20 protein-coding genes are annotated in these 20,996 nt (G+C 66.4%); 16 read left to right on the forward strand and 4 right to left on the reverse strand.

Going from position 1 to position 20,996, the window contains the following annotated elements; translation table 11 throughout:
* Nucleotides 1-117: 117 nt before the first annotated feature.
* From P8R42_14840 to P8R42_14850, 3 genes are read left to right on the forward strand one after another with little or no spacing between them, the layout of a single operon-like run.
* The gene (locus tag P8R42_14840) at nt 118-1,992 is read left to right on the forward strand and encodes a cobalamin-dependent protein (GenBank protein MDG2305890.1); all 1,875 of its coding nucleotides are present in this window, start codon (nt 118-120) and stop codon (nt 1,990-1,992) included.
* Nucleotides 1,993-2,002: 10 nt separating this feature from the next.
* Nucleotides 2,003-2,695 (forward strand): SAM-dependent methyltransferase, encoded by a 693-nt coding sequence (locus tag P8R42_14845; GenBank protein ID MDG2305891.1) that lies wholly within the window; start codon nt 2,003-2,005, stop codon nt 2,693-2,695.
* A 14-nt stretch (nt 2,696-2,709) separates the two neighbouring features.
* On the forward strand, nt 2,710-3,123 hold the full coding sequence (locus tag P8R42_14850; GenBank protein ID MDG2305892.1) for a DUF4079 family protein: 414 nt from the start codon (nt 2,710-2,712) through the stop codon (nt 3,121-3,123).
* A gap of 306 nt (nt 3,124-3,429) precedes the next feature.
* Here P8R42_14850 and rnhA read toward each other — a convergent pair whose 3' ends face one another.
* Both rnhA and P8R42_14860 read right to left on the reverse strand, forming a co-directional pair.
* The gene (gene rnhA, locus P8R42_14855) at nt 3,430-3,888 is read right to left on the reverse strand and encodes a ribonuclease HI (GenBank protein MDG2305893.1); all 459 of its coding nucleotides are present in this window, start codon (nt 3,886-3,888) and stop codon (nt 3,430-3,432) included.
* 11 nt (nt 3,889-3,899) lie between these two features.
* Nucleotides 3,900-4,748 (reverse strand): chlorite dismutase family protein, encoded by an 849-nt coding sequence (locus tag P8R42_14860; protein ID MDG2305894.1) that lies wholly within the window; start codon nt 4,746-4,748, stop codon nt 3,900-3,902.
* Nucleotides 4,749-4,974: 226 nt separating this feature from the next.
* Here P8R42_14860 and P8R42_14865 point away from each other — a divergent pair, with 226 nt between their 5' ends.
* From P8R42_14865 to bioB, 4 genes are read left to right on the forward strand one after another with little or no spacing between them, the layout of a single operon-like run.
* Nucleotides 4,975-5,433: a nuclear transport factor 2 family protein gene (locus P8R42_14865; GenBank protein MDG2305895.1), complete on the forward strand. Its 459-nt coding sequence runs from the start codon at nt 4,975-4,977 to the stop codon at nt 5,431-5,433.
* Between the two features lie 11 nt (nt 5,434-5,444).
* Nucleotides 5,445-6,485, forward strand: a complete 1,041-nt coding sequence (locus tag P8R42_14870; GenBank protein MDG2305896.1) for a lipoate protein ligase C-terminal domain-containing protein — start codon at nt 5,445-5,447, stop codon at nt 6,483-6,485.
* Nucleotides 6,482-7,318 carry a hypothetical protein gene (locus P8R42_14875; GenBank protein MDG2305897.1) on the forward strand — a complete coding sequence of 279 codons (837 nt, stop codon included), beginning with the start codon at nt 6,482-6,484 and terminating at the stop codon, nt 7,316-7,318. Before P8R42_14870 ends, P8R42_14875 begins: the two co-directional genes overlap by 4 nt.
* A 30-nt stretch (nt 7,319-7,348) precedes the next feature.
* A complete protein-coding gene (gene bioB / locus P8R42_14880; GenBank protein ID MDG2305898.1) occupies nt 7,349-8,374 on the forward strand; it encodes a biotin synthase BioB in 1,026 nt (341 codons plus the stop codon).
* 11 nt (nt 8,375-8,385) lie between these two features.
* On the opposite strand, the gene P8R42_14885 is transcribed toward bioB, so the two are convergent.
* Nucleotides 8,386-8,640, reverse strand: coding sequence for a hypothetical protein (locus P8R42_14885; protein MDG2305899.1), 255 nt, complete (start codon nt 8,638-8,640; stop codon nt 8,386-8,388).
* A gap of 103 nt (nt 8,641-8,743) precedes the next feature.
* Between P8R42_14885 and P8R42_14890 the strand changes: the two genes are divergently transcribed.
* The 9 genes from P8R42_14890 to P8R42_14930 are packed head-to-tail and all read left to right on the forward strand — an operon-like array spanning nt 8,744 to nt 19,024.
* On the forward strand, nt 8,744-9,358 hold the full coding sequence (locus P8R42_14890; GenBank protein ID MDG2305900.1) for a DJ-1/PfpI family protein: 615 nt from the start codon (nt 8,744-8,746) through the stop codon (nt 9,356-9,358).
* 10 nt (nt 9,359-9,368) lie between these two features.
* Entirely contained in the window at nt 9,369-11,174 is a 1,806-nt protein-coding gene (locus P8R42_14895; GenBank protein ID MDG2305901.1) for a hypothetical protein, read from the forward strand.
* A 58-nt stretch (nt 11,175-11,232) separates the two neighbouring features.
* Nucleotides 11,233-12,813 carry an AMP-binding protein gene (locus tag P8R42_14900; protein ID MDG2305902.1) on the forward strand — a complete coding sequence of 527 codons (1,581 nt, stop codon included), beginning with the start codon at nt 11,233-11,235 and terminating at the stop codon, nt 12,811-12,813.
* A 9-nt stretch (nt 12,814-12,822) separates the two neighbouring features.
* On the forward strand, nt 12,823-14,193 hold the full coding sequence (locus P8R42_14905; GenBank protein MDG2305903.1) for a hypothetical protein: 1,371 nt from the start codon (nt 12,823-12,825) through the stop codon (nt 14,191-14,193).
* 35 nt (nt 14,194-14,228) lie between these two features.
* Nucleotides 14,229-14,810: a hypothetical protein gene (locus P8R42_14910; GenBank protein MDG2305904.1), complete on the forward strand. Its 582-nt coding sequence runs from the start codon at nt 14,229-14,231 to the stop codon at nt 14,808-14,810.
* Between the two features lie 38 nt (nt 14,811-14,848).
* Nucleotides 14,849-15,190, forward strand: coding sequence for a tetratricopeptide repeat protein (locus P8R42_14915; protein MDG2305905.1), 342 nt, complete (start codon nt 14,849-14,851; stop codon nt 15,188-15,190).
* Nucleotides 15,187-15,459 carry a hypothetical protein gene (locus P8R42_14920; protein ID MDG2305906.1) on the forward strand — a complete coding sequence of 91 codons (273 nt, stop codon included), beginning with the start codon at nt 15,187-15,189 and terminating at the stop codon, nt 15,457-15,459. The genes P8R42_14915 and P8R42_14920 overlap by 4 nt, the downstream gene beginning before the upstream one ends.
* Before the next feature lie 8 nt (nt 15,460-15,467).
* Complete coding sequence (locus P8R42_14925) at nt 15,468-16,586, forward strand: hypothetical protein (GenBank protein MDG2305907.1); 1,119 nt, start codon at nt 15,468-15,470, stop codon at nt 16,584-16,586.
* A complete protein-coding gene (locus tag P8R42_14930; protein MDG2305908.1) occupies nt 16,583-19,024 on the forward strand; it encodes an aminotransferase class III-fold pyridoxal phosphate-dependent enzyme in 2,442 nt (813 codons plus the stop codon). The genes P8R42_14925 and P8R42_14930 overlap by 4 nt, the downstream gene beginning before the upstream one ends.
* Here P8R42_14930 and P8R42_14935 read toward each other — a convergent pair.
* Nucleotides 19,021-20,919 carry a sulfatase-like hydrolase/transferase gene (locus P8R42_14935; GenBank protein MDG2305909.1) on the reverse strand — a complete coding sequence of 633 codons (1,899 nt, stop codon included), beginning with the start codon at nt 20,917-20,919 and terminating at the stop codon, nt 19,021-19,023. The two genes, P8R42_14930 and P8R42_14935, sit on opposite strands and share 4 nt — an antisense overlap.
* Nucleotides 20,920-20,996: the final 77 nt, after the last annotated feature.

Raw genomic sequence — 20,996 nt, forward strand, 5'->3', positions numbered from 1 at the left:
CCCTCCAGCCGGGCATCATGACCGCGTGGCCCAGCCACGTCCATCGATCGCCGGGGCCCGATTTCCTCGTTTTGACGCTACGTTGCGCCGGACAGTGCCGTCTGGCACCCAACCTGGATGCGTCGTCCCGTCTGGCTCTTCAGCATGGATACCGAGCAGTTCTGTGCTCCCCCGCTCACGACGGGAGCGCTTCTGGCGTATTTCCGTGCCCACGGCGCGACGGAGGCCGATACCGACGTGGACCTCGTCCACTTCCTGTCGGTCGAGGCCGTCGACACCTGGCTGGAAGAGAAGTGGGCGGGTGGGCTGCGCGAGCAGGCCCGAGCCGCCGTTGCGGCCGGCGTTCAGCCCGTGCTCGGGCTCAGCTGCTACACGTGGAATGTCGCCGAGTTCATCGACGCCGCCCGGAAGATCAAGGCCGACGTGCCCGGTGTCCTCGTGGTCGCCGGTGGCCCCCACGTCCAACGCGCCGAGGACTTCCTCGAGAGCGACAGCATCGACGTCATCGCCCTCGGCGAAGCGGAAGAGACCTTCACGGGCCTGCTCGACGCTGCCGATCGCAAGGCATGGCGCGACGTGGCCGGCCTCGGCTACTTCGACGAGAACGGCGACCTGATCCGAACGGCGCCTCGAGGCCGCTCGACCGAGCTCGACGGCTTCCCCACCGCGGTCCCCTTCATCCCGCTACGCGACGAGAACGGGAAGCCGCTGTACGAGCAGGTCGCCTACGAGACCACCCGCGGCTGTCCATACCGATGCGCCTTCTGCGAATGGGGCACCGGCGCGATCGGCACGAAGATGTATCAGTTCTCTCTCGAGCGGATCCGCGCCGACCTCGAGCTGCTCGTCGCCGGGGGCATCAAGGACGTCTGGCTCTGCGACTCGAACTTCGGCGCCCTTCGCGAGGATACCGCCAAGGCAGAGCTCGTCATCGAGCTGCGCGAGAAGACCGGCCTCCCGCAGACCTTCGCGACGTCTTGGTCCAAGAACCACAACAAGCGGGTCCAGGGCATCGTCCGGCTGCTGCATCGAAACGACCTGCTGTCGCACTACCATCTCGCGCTGCAGACCCTCACGCCGCTCGCGCTCGAGCTCTCCAACCGAAAGAACATGCGCGCGAACGACTATGAGCCGGTGGTGAAGGGCCTCGCGGCCGACGGCATTCCCGTCGCGGCCGAGCTCATCTGGGGCCTGCCTGGCGACACCCTGGGCGAGTTCGAGACGAACCTCGACCACCTCCTCACAGTCTTCCCGAACATCAACATCTTCGGCTACACGCTGCTGCCCGGCACGGAGTTCTACGACCGGCGCGACGAGTACCAGCTCCAGACCCGCCCCGTGGCGGGCTACGGCAAGGCCAAAGGCGAGTACGTCGTCGGCTGCCACACGTTCTCCAGCGCCGACGGCGAGGAAGGCTACTTCCTGATCGGCGCGTACATCACGCTCGCCCGCGGCCAGATCATGCCCCTCACCACGCAGCTCCTGGCTCAGAGTCGACAGGTCCCCGTCGCCCCGATGCTGCGGGCCGTGCTTCGGGCCCTGATCGAGGATTACGCCGCCGATCTCCCCGCGGAGGTTCGCGACGACCAGATTTCGGCCTACGAGAACCGGTCCGACCTGTTCTTGCGGTTCCTGGCCGATCCCGACCGGACGTACGCAACGATCCGCCGCACCATCGAAGGCTGGCTCGCCGCAAACGACGCCGCCGACATCGCGACGCACGCTCTCCGCGTCCTGGAGCTCGACCGGGCCCTCTGCCCACGTTTCGGAGAAGCGACCCGCGGCACCTTCGCGTTCGACTTTGCCGCCGACCGCACGCTCGAGGTCCTCTCCCGGATGGAAGCGCCCGCCACCGAACTGCTCGAGGCGTCGTGCTCGACGAAGCTCGACATCCGCCACCCCGGAGGCGTCGGTGAGATCCTGCGCGACCCCGACGGCGGCTCGTGGGTCCGCGGGCAGATCGAATCGACACCCGACCAAACGTCAGCGTAAGATACAGGCCATGCCCTTCACCCTCGACGAGGTCGTGCCCTGGGGCCGCTCGTTCGCGGAGTACTGCGAGATGTTCGAGCTCGGCGACGCCGAGTTCGAACGCAGTCTCCTCGGCTGCGCGGACGGTCCCGCGAGCTTCAACAAGACGCTCACTGACCGCGGCGGCCAGGTCGTATCGATCGACCCGATCTACGAGTTCGGCGCGGAAGAGCTGCACGATCAGATCGAGGCCACCTTCGAGAAGATCATGGATCAGAGTCACAAGAACGCCGACCAGTTTCACTGGAAGCAGATCCAGTCCGTCGAAGAACTGGGTCAGGTACGCCTCGATGCCATGCACGAATTTCTGGCCGACCTCGCCGGAGGGAAGAAGGAGGGCCGGTACGTCGTCGGTTGTCTTCCGAGCCTGCCGTTCGACACTGGCGACTTCGACCTCGCGCTCTGCGCGCACTTCCTCTTCCTTTACAGCGACCGCCTCGGCCTCGACTTCCACATCGCATCGCTGATCGAGATGGCTCGCGTCGCCACCGAGGTCCGGGTGTTCCCTCTGTTGAACCTCGACGGTAGTCGCTCGCGGCACGTCGACGCGACCGTGCGTGCGCTGCGCGAGAAGGACTACGACGTCGACATCCGGACCGTGGACTACCACTTCCGCAAGGGCGGCAACGAGCTCCTGACCTTGCGACCGCCCGCGGCGGCGTAAGCGGAGACCGGCTCATGCCGACCGGAATCCCGCGCATCCTGGCGTTCCTACACCCGCTGATCGCGCTTGCGACGATCGCGCTGATGTACCACGCCGCCACTCTCGGCCTCAGGTCGCGCCAACGCCGGGGCGAAGACGCCCGCCCCGTCCACGCGCGACGTGCCCCGTGGGCCCTCGCAATGGTCTGGCTCAGCGCGCTCACGGGCATCGGTGCGACCTGGCTCTGGCGCCCCGATCTCGAGCTCGCCGGAGGCTGGCACTTCTGGTTCGGCCTCGGCGTCGTCGCGCTGATTTCTACCGGTGCGTTGCTGTCCCGGCGGGTCCCCGAGAATGAGACGGCTCGGAAGATTCACCCAGCGCTCGGACTCCTCGCGCTTCTCTTCGCGGCACTCCAGGTGTTCTTCGGAATGCCCATGCTGCCGTTCTAGCCCAAAAGACCCGCGCGCCTGCGGGGGAACGGGAGCAATTCGGAGAGTTTGGGTACGAAACGTCCGGCCGTGCCCTGAGCCTGCTCGGTGCCGCTCTCCGGAAGCGGCCGACGTCGTCACCCTTCACCATGTGATCGAGCACACCCCGTATCCGGCACTGTCCCTCCGTCGAGCCGCCGCGTCCGGTCGCTTCGGACGTCGGCGTGAAGCGCGGAGTACTTCTTTTTCGCGAGCGAGATGACTCGAGAGAACGAGGCGACGGGGTCGACCGAATTGCGAGAGCCGGCACCACGGACGCGACGCCGCTCAGGTCTCGAGTCGTTCGATCGCCTCGTTGGCCAGCTCGTCGCACCGTTCGTTCTGGGGATGGCCGGCGTGCCCCTTCACCCAGTTCCACGTGACCTCATGGCGTCCCGCCTCTTCGTCGAGGGCGCGCCAGATCTCTTCGTTCTTCACCGGCTGCTTGCTCGCCGTCTTCCAACCACGCTTCTTCCAGGCCGCGAGCCACGACTTCATCCCGTCGACGACGTAGCGGGAGTCCGTCCAGACGTCGACGGCGCAGGGCTCCTTCAGTGCGCGCAGGCCCTCCACGACGGCCATCATCTCCATCCGGTTGTTCGTCGTCGCAGGGTCGTTGCCCGAGAGCTCACGGCTCTTGGTCCCCCATTCGAGGATGGCCGCCCAGCCGCCCGGGCCTGGGTTCCCGTGGCACGAACCGTCCGTGTAGAGACGTACGCGTTTCGGGTCGACGGGAGAATCGCTCATTCGGGTCGGCTCTAGAGCTGAAGCGTGTCGCCCAGAGCGCCCGGCGCGATCCGAATACCGACGTAAAACGGCCCGAAGAGGCCGTAGAGGGCGCTGCCCTCGTCGTACCGCATCTCGTAAACAATGTCGCGAATGGCCTTCAGGTCCCGGGTGAACAGCGTGACGCCCCACTCCCAATCGTCGAGCCCGGTCGAACTCGTGATCAACTGGGTAACGCGACCCGCGTAGCGCCGACCGGCGGTCGCGTGAGAGCCCATCAGGCGCTTTCGCTCCTCGAACGAGAGCGAGTACCAGTTGCCGCCGTCCTCGCGCTTCTTGCTCATCGGGTAGAAGCAGAGAACCGGGTATTCGTCCGCGCTCGGCAGCTGCGGGTGCATCCGCATCTCGGCGTAGTGGGACATCCGATCGGCCATCGCGGTGACCTTCTGCTGAAACTCGGGGGACGTCGGCTCGAGGCCCTCGTCGTCGATCAGCTTCCGTGCGTGGTCGCCGGTGCTCGATATGTACTCGCTCTTCTCGGAGATCGAGAGGAACGAATAGATCGTCTCCAGACAGGCGCCGAGCCGGGTCGCCGCAAGCTCCTGGGTCAGACGCTGCACCCGGCCGAGACTGGGGTGGATGATGATGAGACCCAGGTCCGCCTTGCCAATCACGCCGCTCGCGATGAACTGGAGCCCCTCCTCGGCGTTACACCGAGTGAGAAGGGCTTCGTACTCTTCGATCGCCGAAGTCCGCTCGCCGGACGCGAGTGCCAGCCAGCACTCGCGATCCAGCCGCTGGAACATGTGCAACACCGGCCAACCGGCTTCGCCGGCGCCGGAACTATCCGTCGGCCCCGTGGTTCCCTTCTCGTCCGCCATGATCGCGATCTAAGCCGCCGCACGAAGATCGCGCAAGCCACGCAAGGGCTTTCCCTTAGACCCATCCGAAAGTCCACGTGAAACCCCCTGCCAGCGGCTGAACGACCGACCTTCGTGTCTTGCGCCCGGGATGGGGGGCAGATATCTGTGGCCTGATTCAAAGCAGAAACCATGATTGACGCCGGGAAGGGTACCCGGCCAGAGCCCATGGGCGGGGACATACGGAATGGCAACCAAGAAAACTGCGACCAAGAAAAAGACGGCCAAAAAGAGCACGGCCAAAAAGAAGGCCCCCGTGCTACGCGGGACTCCGACGCTGGCCGACCTGAGACGCATCGCGCGCTCGATCGTGACGTCGACATCCGTCGTGGACGAAAAGCGGATGATGGCTCTCTACTCCGAGAGCATCGAGTCCGAAGAGGTCGCGGGCGGCAATCGTCCCGCCCTTGGAATCGAAGCTCTCAAGCAGAAGGGCGAAGACTGGAACAAGCGAGTCTCCGACGCGCGCTGGCACGCACGGAACCTCTGGTGTGATGGCCAGACCGTGATCATCGAGTGGGAAGCACAGCTCGCGATGAAACCGGGCGGCCGCAAGGTGCTTCACCGCGAAGTCGCGATTCACGAAGTCCGAAACGGCAAGATCGTGCGCGAGCGCTTCTACTACGATCCGGGCCCTCTCGGCTGAGTCCGGGTCGTGTGAAGTCGCGGGTCCTGCACATCAGTCACGCGGCGAACGTCGCACCCAGCACGCAGCGACGTCGCGAGCGCGGTCTGCTCGCCGGCGCGGGCCGAGGCGAAGCGCATCTTCACGTCTGCACCCTCGCTCCGACCGACGTCCTGGCGGTCGGAGCGTTTCATCGAATGCCCGAGCGCACCTCGGACGTCGTTCTGTGGAAGCGCCACACGGGCGGCCGGGCGCTGCCGGCCGGTAGCGGGTTCGTCATCGTCAGCCTCGCCCTCCCGCATCGAGCGGCCTTGGTGGACGAAGATCGACTCGCGCTCGCCCCCGAACAGGTCCTGAACCGCTGCGTGCGGGGCCTGCTCTCCGCACTCCGCTCGCTCGGCGTCGATGTGGTCTATCCCGGACTCGACCTCCTGACGCACACGCGCCGCTCCATCGGCGCGCTCAGCTTCGTGGAGATGGGCGACCCGACGCTGTTTCAAGCCGTCCTCCCCGTCTCGGCGTCGCTCGGGGACGGGCCCTTCCTGCTCGACCGCGCCGATCCCGAAGGCGTGATCCCCGTATCGTTCATCGGCGAGGCAGAAACGACGCGCCTCGAGGCCATCGTGCCGGCGAAGCGAGACGAGTTCGCCCCTGCGGCCTTCGCCGGGCATCTGGCACGCGGCTACACCGAAGCCCTCGGGATCGAAACACAGCGGCAGGGCGACGACCTGACCCGAGCCCTGGCCGCGGAACATCAGGGCGACCCCCCGATCGCGGACCACCCGATTCTCGAGGGCACCGCCGTGCGCGCGACGGGCCTCCTCGGTCCGGTCGACGTGTGGGCACGGACCGACGCGGGCCGAATCGCTGATCTGCAGCTTCGCGGCGACTTCATCGCACCGATCGAAGCTCCGGACGCACTGGCGAGGGCGCTCCGCGGCTGCCCGACGGACCCCGAGGAGATCGAGAAGATGGTGACCGCGTTCCTCGATCGCGATCGGGGCTACCTTCTCGGCCTGCGTCCGGCCGACCTCGTCGACCTGATCCGCCGATCCGCTACGGTTCCTCCGTGACCGATCAAACAGAGTGGCGCGACGGGATTCTCGCCGGCCTGCGCGACGAGAGTCGCCGCCAGAGGGCTCTCGAATCCCTCGGCGAGCTCGATCCGAGCAAACTCGGCGAACGCATCGACTCGACGCTCGCCGGGGCCCTGGTCCTCCTGCTCGGTGACCCGAGCCGAACACGGCAACGACGAGCGGCCGACGCTCTACAGGGGTTGGTCGTGAACGCACCCGCGCTCGCGGACGCCCTGCAATCCGCACTCACCGCGCTGGACCCGCGGCTGCGCTGGGGCGCCGCGTATACCATCGGGCACGCGATCCACCCGCCTCCGGCGAAGCTCTGGCCCGCGGTGCGCGAAGCGCTCGCGCTCGACGACGGCGACCAGCGCTGGGCCGCCGCGGAACTCACCTGCAAACTCGCGCGCACGCACCCGGACGTCCGGGCCGACATCGTTCACGCGGCCCGGGACGGCTCCCCGACCCTCCGCCGAATGCTGCTGTACTGCTTGCGGGATCTCGCCGACCCCGAGCTACTCGCGACCGCGACGGCGAGCCTCTCCGACGACGACGCGGGCGTCCGACTGGCGGCCCTCGCAGCCGGCGCCCAGGCCTCGCGAACACCCGGCGAGACGAGCTCGCTCGCCGACACGATCGCCGGCCTGGTCGACAAGGACCCCGACCCCGGCGTCCGTCGAGCAGCGGCCGCCACGCTGGGAAAGCTGGGCGCATCGACCGAACGGGGCCGCGCCGCCCTCGCGCGAGCCATCGGAAGCGCCGACCGCAGCCTCACCCGGGCCGCGACCAACGCCCGCAAGCGCCTGAGTGCGGAATCCGAGCAAAATTGAACCGCTACGGGGGTCTGGTAGAGCCAACCCATGAGCATCGAGGTACCCAGCGGTCCGCCCACGCATCCCACCTTCGCCCCGCTCGCTGAGCGGGTCCTGGCCGGAAGGTTGCCCACCCGTGAGGAGGCCCGCGCCGTCCTCAAAGCTTCCGACGACGATTTGCCCGGCCTCCTGCAGGCCGCCTATTCCGTCCGGACGCGGCGCTGGGGGACCAACGTAAAGATCTGCGTGCTGCAGAACGCCCGCTCCGGCCTGTGCCCCGAAGACTGCAACTACTGCTCGCAATCGAGCGTCTCGAAGGCCGATATCGACACCTACCAGATGATGCCCCGCGACCAGCTCATCGCCGGAGCCAAGCGCGCCGCCGCCGAGGGCGCGCGCCGGTACTGCATGGTCACCAGCGGGCGGGGGCCCGCGGATCGCGACATCGATCATCTCTGCGAAACGACCCGTGAAATCAAAGACGAGTTCCCCGACATGGAGATCTGCGTCTCTCTCGGCATCATGGACGAGCCCAAGGCGAAGCGGCTCGCGGATGCCGGTGTCGGCTGGGTCAATCACAATCTGAACACTTCGGAGCGCTTCCACCCCGAGATCTGCACGACCCACACTTACGCCGATCGCGTCTCGACGATCCTCGCCGCCAAGAAGGCAGGGCTGAACACGTGCTGCGGCGGCATCATCGGCATGGGCGAAGAAGACGAGGACATAATCGAGCTCGGGTTCGCCCTTCGCGAGCTCCAGGTCGACTCCTTACCGCTGAACTTCCTGCACCCGATCGACGGCACCCCGCTCGGTGAGCGGGAAGCGACCGGCCGCGGCCGCGCGTTGCGCGCTCTCTGCCTCATGCGATTCCTGAACCCCGAGGCGGACATCCGGGCCGCCGGCGGACGCGAGCGCACGCTCGGGGAAGAACAGACGTTGGCGCTCTACCCGGCGAACTCGATCTTCGTGAACGGCTACCTGACCACGCCGGGGCAGGCGAACGCCGAAGCCCGCGAGATGGTCGAGAGTCTCGGCTTCACGCTCGAAGACCCGATCTCCGTTTCAGCCTGAAGCGCGAGGCGCTAGTCTTCGACGCGCCACACCCGCATCTGCTGATCCCGGTTGCCTTCCCCCACGGTCACGCGAAGCGGTACACCCGTATCTAAGGTCTCGGATGAGACTTCGGAGAGATCCAGCGTGTTGCGGCAGCGCGCCACGACACGATCTCCGAGCCACCACACGATCGCGGGCTCTTCCTGAATTCCGCTCGCCCCGATCGCGATGGAAAGCCCGGTCGGCGCATCACGAGCCCCCTGAGGTGTCGATCTCTCGCGCACTTGCCATATGCATCGTCCGTTCGCGCGAGCCCCATCAGTGCCGGACTTCTACCGCGAGCGCGTGTATACTGCCGCGATGGCCGTGCCCCAAAAGAGGCTTGGAGTGGCGCTTTTCCCGCGTTTCGAACTCCTCGATGTCTTCGGCCCGCTGGAGATGTTCGGCTATGTCCCGAACCTCGAGATCGCGCTGATCGCTGCCGCCCCGGGCCCGGTATCAAGCACCCAGGGCCCGGCGATCGTCGCGGAGCATTCCTTCGAGGCGGCGCCACCGCTCGACATCCTCCTCGTCCCGGGCGGCCTCGGCACCAGAGCCCTCGTCGACGACGCGGACATGGTGTCCTGGATCGCCGCACGAGGGGCCGCGACGGATCTCGTCTTGAGCGTCTGTACCGGTGCGGCACTCCTCGCCAGAGCCGGCCTCCTCGACGGCAGGCGCGCCACCAGCAACAAGCGCGCGTTCGGCTGGGTCGTCGAACAGGGTCCGGATGTGCAGTGGGTGAAAGAAGCTCGCTGGGTGTGGGACGAGAAATTCGTCACCTCGTCCGGTGTTGCCGCCGGGATCGACATGACCCTCGCCGTGATAGCCCACCTTTGCGGAGAAGATTTCGCCCAGAGTCTCGCCAACCAGACCGAGTACGACTGGCAGTGCGACTCCGACCGCGATCCGTTCGCGCGAATTCACGGCCTCGTCGACGGTCCGGGTACCGAGCACGAATGAGCCTCCTGTCGTGAAGAAGGCCGCCGCAGTCCTCCTTGTCTCGTGGCTCGTGCTGAGCGCGTTGTACGGCGCGAGCAAGCCGAGTCTCGGCGGCGACCTGTGGTGGAGTCTCGCCGCCGGGAGGTACATCTCCGAGATCGGTGCCGTTCCGAACGTCGACGTGTTTTCGCACACTGCCGAGGGACTTCCCTGGTACAACCAGGAGTGGCTCACGCAGATCTTCTACTGGAAGTTGTTCGACACACTGGGACCCGACGGGCTCGTGTATGTGAAGCTCGCCCTGGGCGTGTTGTTCACGCTGCTCCTCGCGCGACTCGGAACCAAGCGAAGCGGATCCGCCTTCCTCGGGATCTCCACCGCCGCCGCGGTGCTCCTCTTATGGGGCTATCACGTCGACCTACGCGCCCAGTTTTTCACGTTCCTCGGCACGGTCGTTCTCTTGTCGGTGATCGACGCGTATCGCCGCGGCATACGTTGGGCCGCGTTCGGGCCGCCCCTCGTGCTCCTCTTGTGGGTGGACCTGCACTACGGCTTCATCTTCGGGCTGGCCATCGTCTTCGGATACTTCGGCGCCGAGACGGCAAAGTCGCTTCTTCAGCTGCCCGCCAACCCGATGCCGCTCGCCCGCTCTCTGAAACTCGGCTGGATCTTCCTCGCCTCGGTCGTCGCCTGCGCGATCAACCCGCAGGGGCTCGACGCCCTCCTCTTCCCGTTCGACATCCTCGATGCGAGCTCCCCGTGGGATCGCGTGATCGAGTGGCGGCCTCCTCGCCTGTTCCGCACTGGATGGCCGGACAAGTTCGTGTTCGTCCTCGCAGCCCAGGTCCTGGTCGCCGGTCTCGCATTCTGGCGCGCACCCCGTCGGTTCGACCTTGCGGACTTCGGCCTGGTCGCCGTCGTGACAATCATGGCCTTCACCTCACGCCGCTTCATCGTTCTCTTCGGGATCGTGAGCGCCCCCTTCTTCGCACGGAACATCGCGAACCTTGCGCGGGAATACACCGCGCGGACGCCGGCACTGCACGATCTCTACCGCCAGTACGGGACGGCCGCAGCGGCTTTGGTCGGGCTGGCCGGCACCCTCTGGGTCGGGACGGCCTTCTGGACCCACGCGAACACACTCGTTGCCGGCGGCCTCTTCGATCGAATGACCCACGCCGAGCGATTTCCCGTGAACGCCGCGCGGTTCCTTCAGAAGAACCCGATCCCCGGCAAGATCTACAACTTCTACCCGTGGGGCGGGTACCTAATCTTCCAACTCGACCGGCAGATATACATCGACGGCCGCGCTCACGCTGTCTACCCCGACGAGATGTACTACGAAGCCCGACGCACAGACGACATCCGGATCGGCTGGAGGAAGACGCTCGCGAAGCGTGGAATCGACGTGGTCGTGCATCAGTCGCACTACCCGGTCCCGCTCAAGCTGCGCACCAACCCCGGATGGGTCCGCGTGTACGACGACGGCTTCGCCGCCGTGGTCGTGCGAAAGAACGAAGCAACGGCTCCATTCCTGGAGCAATTCCGGGAGAGGACTCTGTGGTACCCGGACACTCCCGGCGCGGACCTCTTCCTCGCCGAGCTCCAGAATCGCGCGGGGAAGCGCGAGGACGCGATCGGCGCGATGGTCGAGGCTCTCGAGACGCACGGAGCCGCCGCCGAAGAAGCCGCGTTCAACAAACGAGAGGTCGAGAAGGTAGCCCTGGAGTTCATCCCCGATGCAAAGGCCGGCGGGACGGCCGAATCGATCGATGTGGCCCTCTACCGCTACTACGAAGCCCATCCAGAGGCCGCGGCGATGCCCGCAGGCGACTGATTTCCGCTCCCGCCCGCCTCTGATAGAGATTCCGTTCCGACTGTTCCAAGGACTCGTTTTGCTTCTGCTCGGAGAGATCGTCCGCCGCCACGCCCGCTACCGCGGGGAACGCCTGGCCTACGTCCTCGACCACGCCGATGGCCAGGTCGAACGGGTGACCTACGCCGAGATGAACGCGGGCACGAACCGGCTCGCCCACGTTCTCATGACCGCCGGCGTCGGACGCGGCGACCGCGTCGCGATCCTCGCGCACAACTGCATCGAGTACCCTTGGGGCTACTTCGCGTGCTGCAAGCTCGGGGCGATCGCGGTGCCCGTGAACACGCGGTACCAGCGCGGCGAGATTCAGCACGCGATCGACTTCGCCCAGGCCCGGGTCGTGATCGTCGGACTCGAGTTCCTCGCCGACATCGAGGCCCTCGCCGCCCAGGGCGCCCTCCCAGAAGTCGAACGGGTGTTCGTGCTGGGGGCCACACCAAAGCCGGGGACGAGCGACTCCACCTCCTTCGAGGCCCTCGACCCACTCCTCTCAGTCTCGTCCGACGACGAACCGGAACCCGACGAGGCTCCGACCGAGCACGACGCCCACGTGATGCTCTACACGAGCGGAACCACCGGAAAACCCAAGGGCGCCCTCCTCTCGCAACGAACCTACATCCTGCAGGCGGGAACCACGCAGGCCCTCGGCGGGCTCACCGAGCGCGACGTCGGGCTCAGCATGTTCCCGATGTTCCACATGGGCGGCTGGGCGACCCCGCTCGGCTACTGGGCCGGCGGTGGCTCCGTCGTCATCATGAAGAAGGCCGATCCGACCGCCATGCTTCGGGCGGTGGCCCGCGACCGCGTCACCTATCTCTACGCGGTTCCGACGGTCTACGAGTCGATGCTCTCCGCACCCGACTTCGCGGCCCACGACCTCGCATCGCTCCGCCTTCTCGGCGGCGGAACCGCGCACATGCCGCGCGAACAGATCGAGCGGATCATGGGCTCGTTCTGCGTCGAGCAGATGATGATCATGTACGGACAGACAGAGGCCGGGCCCGTCACCTGTCTGCGCGCACACGATCTCGCGGCGAAAGCCGGATCCGTCGGTACCCCGGTCAATCACGTCGACGTATCCATCGTCGACGAGAACGGCGTCGAGGTACCCGACGGGACGCCGGGCGAGATCGTGGTGTCGAGCGAGTTCACGATGCTCGGCTATTGGAGGATGCCCGAGGCAACCGAGGCCGCGTTCGCCGGCGGCTTCCTGCACACAGGCGACCAAGCCGTGCGCGACGAGGACGGTTTCCTCTTCATCGTCGGGCGGATCAAGGAGATGATCAAAAGCGGCGGCGAAAGCATCTTTCCGGCCGAACTCGAGAAGCTGATGCACGAACATTCCGACATCCACGAGTGCGCCGTCCTCGGGGTCCCCGACGCCCACTGGGGCGAGTCGGTCCTGGCGGTGATCGTGAGAACCCCCGGCGCGAGCCTCGATGAAGCCACCGTCGTCCAGTGGGTGAAGGATCGGGTCGCGAGCTACAAGAAGCCACGCCACGTCCGCTTCATCGACGAGCTCCCGCGAACCGCCTCGACGCAGCAGGTCCAGAAGACTCTGCTTCGCGAACGCTTCACGGCGGGCTGGCAGCGGTCCTAAGGGAATCTCTTGGCCCTGAAACTCCATCCCGCGCGCCCTCGACGACGCAACATCCTGCGCATGTCCATCCCGGTGGTGGCGCTGCCCATGCTCGGGCTACTCGTCCTCATTCAGGCGGCATCGCTGCGCAGTCCGCTCTCCGAGATCGAAGCACCGCTCGCGATTGCCGTCCGCTACCCGACGCGTGGGCTGGCGGAATCCGCCCCCACGACGGCGAGCGCCGCGGCGACGGCCGTCGCGAGCGTTGGACCCAAAATTCTGGGTACGACGGAGTTCCGATTGCGCTCGCTCGGCGTCGTGGTCGGCTGTGCCGCCCTCGGCCTCCTCGTCTGGCTCGGGGAACGCCTCTTCTCGACACGAGCCGGTGTCATCGCCGCCCTCATCCTGATGGCGAGCCAAGCGGGTCGCTCTCTTCTCGGTACCGAGTTCGGCGTAGAGCCATTCTATCTGCTGGCGATGTTGATGAGCCTCGGTGCGATTCGAAACCTCTCGTTCGACAAGCGAAGCCTCCTTCGTGCGGGGATCGCTGGTGGCACCGCCATCGCGCTCGTCGGACCGAGCGCGGTGTGGATTCCCCTGATGGCCCTCGTGTGGCTGCAACGACTCCACGGGCTCACGCTGCGAAGCTTCTGCATCGCGATCGGAACGACCGCCGCGGCGACCACCGTCGTCGCGTTCCTCTCCTCGCTCGCACTCGGTACGGCCCCGCTCCCAATCCCGAGCGCCCTCCCGCCGGCCCGCGATTCCCTGCTGGGCTTTCTGTTGGACACTCCCCAGCTCATCCCGATCGTGCCACTGGTCCTTCTCGGGTTTTGGAACATTCCGCAGCGCTGGCAACGACAGGGCTCGCCCCGCTTCCTCGCGACCTGGGTGATTCTCGCCGGTGCGGTGATGCTGGCGTTCGGGGCCTTCGCGCCGCTCTGGGTCGCAATCGCCATGGCCCTCGGGGTCGCGTCGAGTTGGGCGATGGCGCGCGCTCCGCGGGCTCATCTCGCGGCCGCCGCCGCCACGTGCATGGCTCTGGGGATCTCGCTCGGTTCTTTCGCCTCCGCCACGCCCGAGTTCGACATGGACCGGTGGGCGGTTCGTGAGACCGGGAAGTTCCTTCGACGCAACCTCGCCGCCGACGCGACGATCGCTGCGCCCGACACGGCGCGCGGACGTCTCTCCTACTACGCAACCCGCGCCATCGCGCCGCTCAGCACCGATTCCGCAGAGCTCGACGGCATCGACTACGTCGTTCTGGACCGGCGCGTCATCGACGGGGCCGCCCCGAGTCCCGGGGTCCTGCCGGCCAGGGAGCTCACGATCCACGGGCATCGTCTGCAGGTGGTCGCCGAATTCGGATCCTGGCTGCTCGCCCGGGTCGATCCGGCTTGATTGGCGAAGCGCTCCGGATCCCCTACACAGGGAGTATGGCGAACCCCGACCCTCCGCAGGAGAACGCTCCTGCGGAAGCTCCCGAGGAGAACAAGCCCGCGGTCGAGAACCGCTGGTGGGTCGACAGCGGCACCAAGAAGGAAGCCCGCGGTGGTGCCGCCCGGCAGAGCGCCGAACCCGACGGGACGGGGCCCATCATCGGCCAACTATTCTTCGACGTCGGAATCGGATTCGATCAGGACAAGGCCCAAAAGCAGCTTACCGACTCGAATCTGAACCTCATCAAAGAGGCCAACCCCAGCGAGGGCACTTGGGCCTACATGTGCATGATCGAGGACAAGTCGCCGCCGGAACGGCTCGCCAAGGTGAAGCGCATGCTCCGGCTCCCGAAGTGGGCACGCGGGGTTCTCGTCGATGCCGGCACATCGATCCGCGCGATCGCCACCGGCGAGCCCGTCGGCGAACGGATCATCGAGCTCTCGATCGGCAGCCAGTCCTCATTCGACGCCTGGGCGGGCGGCGAATGGGTCCGAGAGAAGGTCTTTCGGAGCCGAGAACGAGCGCTCCGCGAGGGTTCGGGGCTGATCGTCCGGTACTTGAAGAACCGAGATCGCTAACCCTTGCCTGCACCCGCCCGCGCGGGTACCTCCACAGCATGGCGGGCAAGGAAGAGTTCTACGACGAAGGCCTCGATCTCGCGTTCGACGAGGACTATCCGGGAGCCATCGAGAAGTACAAAGCGGCTCTCGAAGTCGATCCCGGCTACACCGACGCTCTCCATGCCCTCGCGATGGCGCACGCGGAAACGGGGAACCTCGACGAGGCGATCGAGGCTGGCAAACGCCTCTGCGACATCGCGCCCGACGACATCCTCGCGCACACCAGCCTGTCCACCTTCTACATGAACAAGGACATGATCCCCGAGGCCGAAGCCGAGTCCGCCAAGGCCCGGATGCTCGACTGGAAGCGCCAATTGAAGGAAGGCGGCGACTCGTGAGCGAGGAGCGCGCCGACGAGTACTACGTCGAGCGGCTTCTCTCGCGCGTGAAGCTCGTCGTCGCCACCGATGACGACATCCCCATCGAAACGAAGCTCGAAACGCAGCCCATGCTGAAGGAGTTCATCCAGACGTTGAGCTACCCGCCCGACCAGCAGGACCAGGGCCGCGCGATCGGACAACATCAGTTTCTACTCGATGCGCTCGACGACTACCCAAACTGCACCGCTCTCCTCACCGCCCTGCGGAACTTCGTTCCGTACCTCTAGAGGGGTCGATGGCATCAGCCAGCGAACTCGAACGGGTCACGACGAGCGTTCTGGGGTTCATCGACCGCCACGCACGCGCGACCCTCTATCCGGACGCCACACTCGACGCCGAGTTCGATCGGGTCGCGCTCGACGTCTTCGAGTTCCAGTACGCGAACTCGCCGGTCTACCGCGCGTTCTGCGATCGACGAGACCGAAGCCCGGGCCGGGTGCAATCCTGGCGAGAGATCCCCTCGGTTCCGACGTCGGCCTTCAAGTCTCTGGACCTCCACTGTGCCCCGCCGGAGAAGACCTTTCTCACCAGCGGCACGACGCAAGGACCGGACACACGCGGTCGTCACCACGTTCCGCGCCTCGAACTATACCGACGCTCCGCCCTTCCCCACTTCCGTCGGATGGTCCTGCCCGACGAAGTGCGCCCCCGACTCGTCGGGCTGGTCGGCGGGCCCGACATCCTGCCGGACTCGTCTCTCAGCCACATGGTCGAGTGGATTCGTCAGGACGTGTGCGACGGGGACGGCGAGTACCTGATCGACGGCGACACCTTCGACCCGGCGCGCGCGGCCGCGCGTCTCGAAGAGATCTCGAGCGACGGACGGCCATTGTGCCTGATCGGCGTACGGGTCGCCTTCACGTCCCTTCTCGAACACTGCGCGGCCACCCACCCGATCGAACTCCCAGCGAACTCCCGCATCGTCGATACCGGCGGCCCGAAAGGCGGACGCGCCCTCTCCGACGCCGGCTTCCTCGCCGCCTGCTGGCACCGACTCGGCGTCTCTGGGTACTACTGCGTGAACGAGTACGGAATGACGGAGCTCTGCTCGCAGTACTACGACGACGTCCTGGCGGAGCGCTTCGCGGGAACGAATCGAAAACGACGCAAGGTCGGACCGGCTTGGCTACGCACGCGCGTCGTCGACCCGGTGAGCCTCGAGACGCTCCCCGATGGCGAGACTGGGCTCCTCTGCCACGTGGACCTCGCGAACGCATTGTCGGTGCTCGCGGTGCAGACCGAGGATCTCGGCGTCCTCGAGGGAAGGCGGTTCGTTCTTCGAGGTCGTGCACCCGGAGCGGAGCCGCGCGGCTGCGCGCTCGCGCTGGCCGACCTTCTCAAGGGAAGCCCGTGAGCGACGCGATCACGCTGACCGATGCAGAGATCCCGAGCCTCCTGGACCGACTCGTCGCGGCCGGTCGCACGGCCGCGGCTCTGCCCCGGGAAGAGCGAGTCTCAATCCTCGGGCGCGTCGCCGCGGGCTGGCTAGCCGATCGACCCGCCCTCCAGGAAACCGCAGACGCGATCTCCGCGGAGACCGGCTACGCGCCAGCCATGGTCGTGACGTGCCTCGAACGAACCCTCGAGGCATGGAGCACCCGGCCACTCCGTGCGCTTCTCGACCAGACCCTCGCATCACCCGCGTCGATCGCGACCGCGCCGGAGCTGGTGGTCGCCGTCCTCGCTCAAAACACGCCCGGCCTCGCGATCGCACCGACCTTCTCGGCGCTCGCGCTCGGATCCGCGATTCTCCTGAAGAGCTCACACGGCGAAGAAACCTTCGCACCGCGGCTAGCCGAGCGGATCCGCGCCGTCGACGCGACTCTCGGCGCCGCCTGCGAGGCTCACACCTGGCGCGGCGGCACCTCTCTGGAAAAGACCTTGTTCCCGCGAGCATCACGCGTCGTCGTGTACGGCCCGCGCGACGCCGTGGAGCGCGCACGCTCTCTCGCTCCAGAGACGGTCCTCTCGTGCGGACCACGCGTGAGTGTCGCGGTCGTCGCCCAGGTGAGCGACATCGATGCACTCGCGGTCGCGCTCGCGCGAGATGTCGCTTTCCTCGACCAACGTGGCTGCCTCTCGCCACAGGCGGTGCTGGTCGCGGAGGAACTCGACCGCACCGCGCTCGGGCACGCCCTCGCGCGCGAGCTCTCGGCGCTCGAGAAAACATGGCCGCGACGGAAGCTCTCCGAGGCCGACGCGGCTTCATTCCGCCGCGCCGTCGAACAAGCCGAAGCCCGTGCTCTCGGAGGCGCGGACATCGAACTGCTCGGAGGTGTCGGCGAACCCTGGGCGGTCGTGGTCGACCCACAACCGTCGATCGAGGCATCACCGCTCGACCGCTTCGTTCGCCTCCACCCGTTCTCGGGTTCGGAGGGTCTCGCGACCGCGCTGGCACCCCTGCGCGGTCTTCTCGATTGCGTCGGACTCACAGACGGCGGACGCCCGCTCGACGACATCTGTCGCTCCGCGGGCGCCGGGCGGATTTGCCCGATCGGCAAGATGCAGGATCCGCCTGCAGATTGGCATTCGGGGGGCCGCCCGCCGTTACACGACTACCTCACGTGGAGCGCACGACCCACGACCGATGCGCACGGATCGCTCGGCACCAAACGACGCGGCCGCTTTCTTCGCCATGTTGCGCAGACGTCGGACAGCCCTCGCGGGATCGACGTGGAGCGCGCACGGGGATCGTGGGTTCATTCGCGCGACGGCCGCCGCCATCTCGACTTGCTCGCCGGAATCGGCGTCGCCTCGATCGGGCACGGGCATCCTCGCGTCGCAGCGGCGGTCGCAGAGCAGAGCGCCCGGTACACACACGTCATGGTGTACGGCGAAGACATCCTCGCGCCCCAGGTCGACCTGGCTGAGCGTCTCGCCGCGATGCTACCGCCGTCGCTGTCGACGACGTACTTCACCAACAGCGGCGCGGAAGCGATCGAGGGTGCGATGAAGCTGGTCCGAAAGGCGACCGGCCGCAAAGAGATCCTCGCGTTCGAGGGCGCGTACCACGGCGACACCACCGGAGCGATGGCGCTCGGCGGCAACCCCTTTTACCGCGAACCCTTCGAGCCGTTAGTCGGCCCCGTCGAACATCTTCCCTGGAACGACGACCGAGCGCTCTCACGAATCGACGAGCGCACGGCCGCGGTCTTCACCGAACCGGTCCAGGCCGAAGGCGGCGTACGGATCCCGTCGCCGGAATTCCTCCCCGCCCTTGCCCGCCGATGCCGGGAGGTCGGAGCGCTTCTGGTCTTCGACGAAGTGGTGACCGGCCTGGGTCGCACCGGCACGTGGTTCGGGTTCGAGCACTGGGCCGGCAGCGCACCGGACGTGATGGTCTTGGCCAAGTCTCTGGGCGGAGGACTGCCGCTCGGCGCCTTCGTCTCGTCGCCCGAGTTGCATCGCGCCCTCTCCGAGGACCCGCCACTGGGCCATGTAACGACGTTCGGCGGCAACCCCGTGTGCTGCGCCGCCGCGCTCGCATCCCTTGACGTGCTCACCGAGGAGCGCCTTCCTGAGCGAGCCGGCACGGTAGGTTTGTACTTCAAGGACCGGCTGTCCGAACTCGTGGGCCACGGCGTCCAAGAGGTGCGGGGGATCGGGCTCCTGATCGGACTCGAGTTCGAGACCCCCAACGGGACGATGGCCTTCGCGGACGGCTGTCGCGAGAACGGCGTCCTCCTCGGATGGACGCTGCACCACGACTGCGTCATCCGACTCGCACCACCGCTCACGATCTCCGAAGACGAGATCGATCACGCCCTTAGCGTGATGAAGCGGGTACTCTAGTTCGTCGCCTTGAAGTGATCGACGTCATGCCTCGTGATCTCGGTCACGGTCGCGCCCAGGCATTGCGCCATGTCGCTGCCGCGGACCTGGACGGTTGCCGACGTCGAGCCCTGAAGAGCTCCGGTGACTCCGTCGGGAAGCCCGAAGCCGCGCCCGATGATCTTCAACTTTGACTTCTCAGCGTCGCCGCCCTTTAGCTGCATCTTTAAGACGCCGCTCGAGGCGCCGAGCTTGTCCTTGAACTTGTATCCCTTGCCGTCCGGCGCATCGTTGCCGACCGGTTTCCAGCAATCCTTTCCCGAACACAAATCGCCGGATCGAACCACGCGCATCTCACCGACGATCACGTCGGCGTCGTCATAAACGCACACCGAGTAGCCGGTGCCGTCCACTGAGACTGGATTCCCGAAATCGGTCTGAACCTGAGCCGGACCCTTGGCCAGCTTGATGGTGGCCTTGTCGCCGAGGCCACCGCCCTCGCGCCACTCGAACTTCGCCTTCAGATATCCGACGGTACAGCTCACGTCGGTACGTGAGGGACACGCCCCATCGCCGGCAGTCTCGACCGCTGTCATCTGTTGAAGGAGCGCATCGTAGGCCGCCTGCTGCTCCTCTGTCATCCCGGCGTACGGAAGGAGGTTCGCATCCTCGAACGGATTCGCGGTGAGATCAAAGAACTCTTCGTACACGTCGTTCCGCCAGATGAGCTTGTACTGTCCGTCCCGAATGGCCCGCTCGTGATCTGTGTAAACGATCCCGGCGCCATTCGGCGTGAACTGCTCGGCGTAGGCGTACGGGCGTGCTGACTGGGTGGGCAGCGTTGCATCCGAGAGGTACGGCACCATGCTGATCGAGTCTTCCGCCTCGGAAACCACGCCCCCGATCTCAGCGATTGTCGCGAAGATGTCCGTCGATTGAACGAAAGCGAGGCTCTCGGTCCCCGCAACCGCCACGTGCGGGCTCTTGATGATGAGCGGCACGTTGGTGCCACCATCGTACACGGTGCCCTTACCGTGCGACGAGAGGAACGGCGGGCGCGTCACGCCGGTCGGTGTTCCGTTGTCGCCGATGAAGATGATCGTCGTGTCCGCCAGGATGCTGGCGGGAATCGAGTCGAGAACGTCGCCGATCTCTCGATCCATGGCCTCGATCATCGCCTCGTATTTCACGTGGCTGCTCGAGCCGGTCGTCACGGCTGTCGTCAGAGGTTGGGTCGGTACGTGAAACGGCGAGTGGGGTGCGTTGAACGCGAGGTAGACGATCCAGGGAGCCTCGCCGAACTCGGCAATCTTCGCGATCGCTTCGGCCGAGTTGTCGTCCGTCGCGTAGACCAGATGATTCGGGATCACCGTATCGCTCCCGCCCGCCGAGTTGATGGTCTTCTGCCAGTCTTCGTAATCGCTGATGTTCCCGTTCAACGCGCCGGCGAAGTAGTCGAACCCGGAGTCGATCGGATGATCAACATCACCGCCCGGTCCGACGTGCCATTTGCCGATCGCCGCGCTGCTGTGGGTCCCCGCGAGGATCTCCGGCAGAGTCGTCTCGGCGAGATCGAGCACCGCGCCTCCCGGCGTACCGACGCCCGTGCGCATCGCGTGTCGCCCGGTCAGAATCTGTGCACGCGACGGCGCACACAGCGGGTTCGTGTAAGCGTGGCGAAACAGGATTCCCTCGCTCGCGAGCGTATCGAGCCGCGGCGTCGGGCCGTGGTCCGCCCCCTCGCCGACGTGCCCGTAGGCGAGGTCGTCCGAATAGACGGCAAGGCTGTCCACACCGAGATCGTCTGCGATGATCAAGAGGAAGTTGTCGCGTGCATCGACAGACGGTGCGGCGCCCATGAAGCCGAGGACGATGAGGCAGAATGCTCGAAAATGGCGGAGAAAACGTAGGTTCATCAAGCGAGAACCATAGAGACAATGTGAACTTGGCGTCAACGAAACATCTCGGGGGACTCATTGCCGGGGGCCGGGGC

It is taken from the genome of Candidatus Binatia bacterium, from assembly GCA_029243485.1.
In the GTDB taxonomy this organism is placed as follows: Bacteria; Desulfobacterota; Binatia; order UBA12015; family UBA12015; genus VGTG01.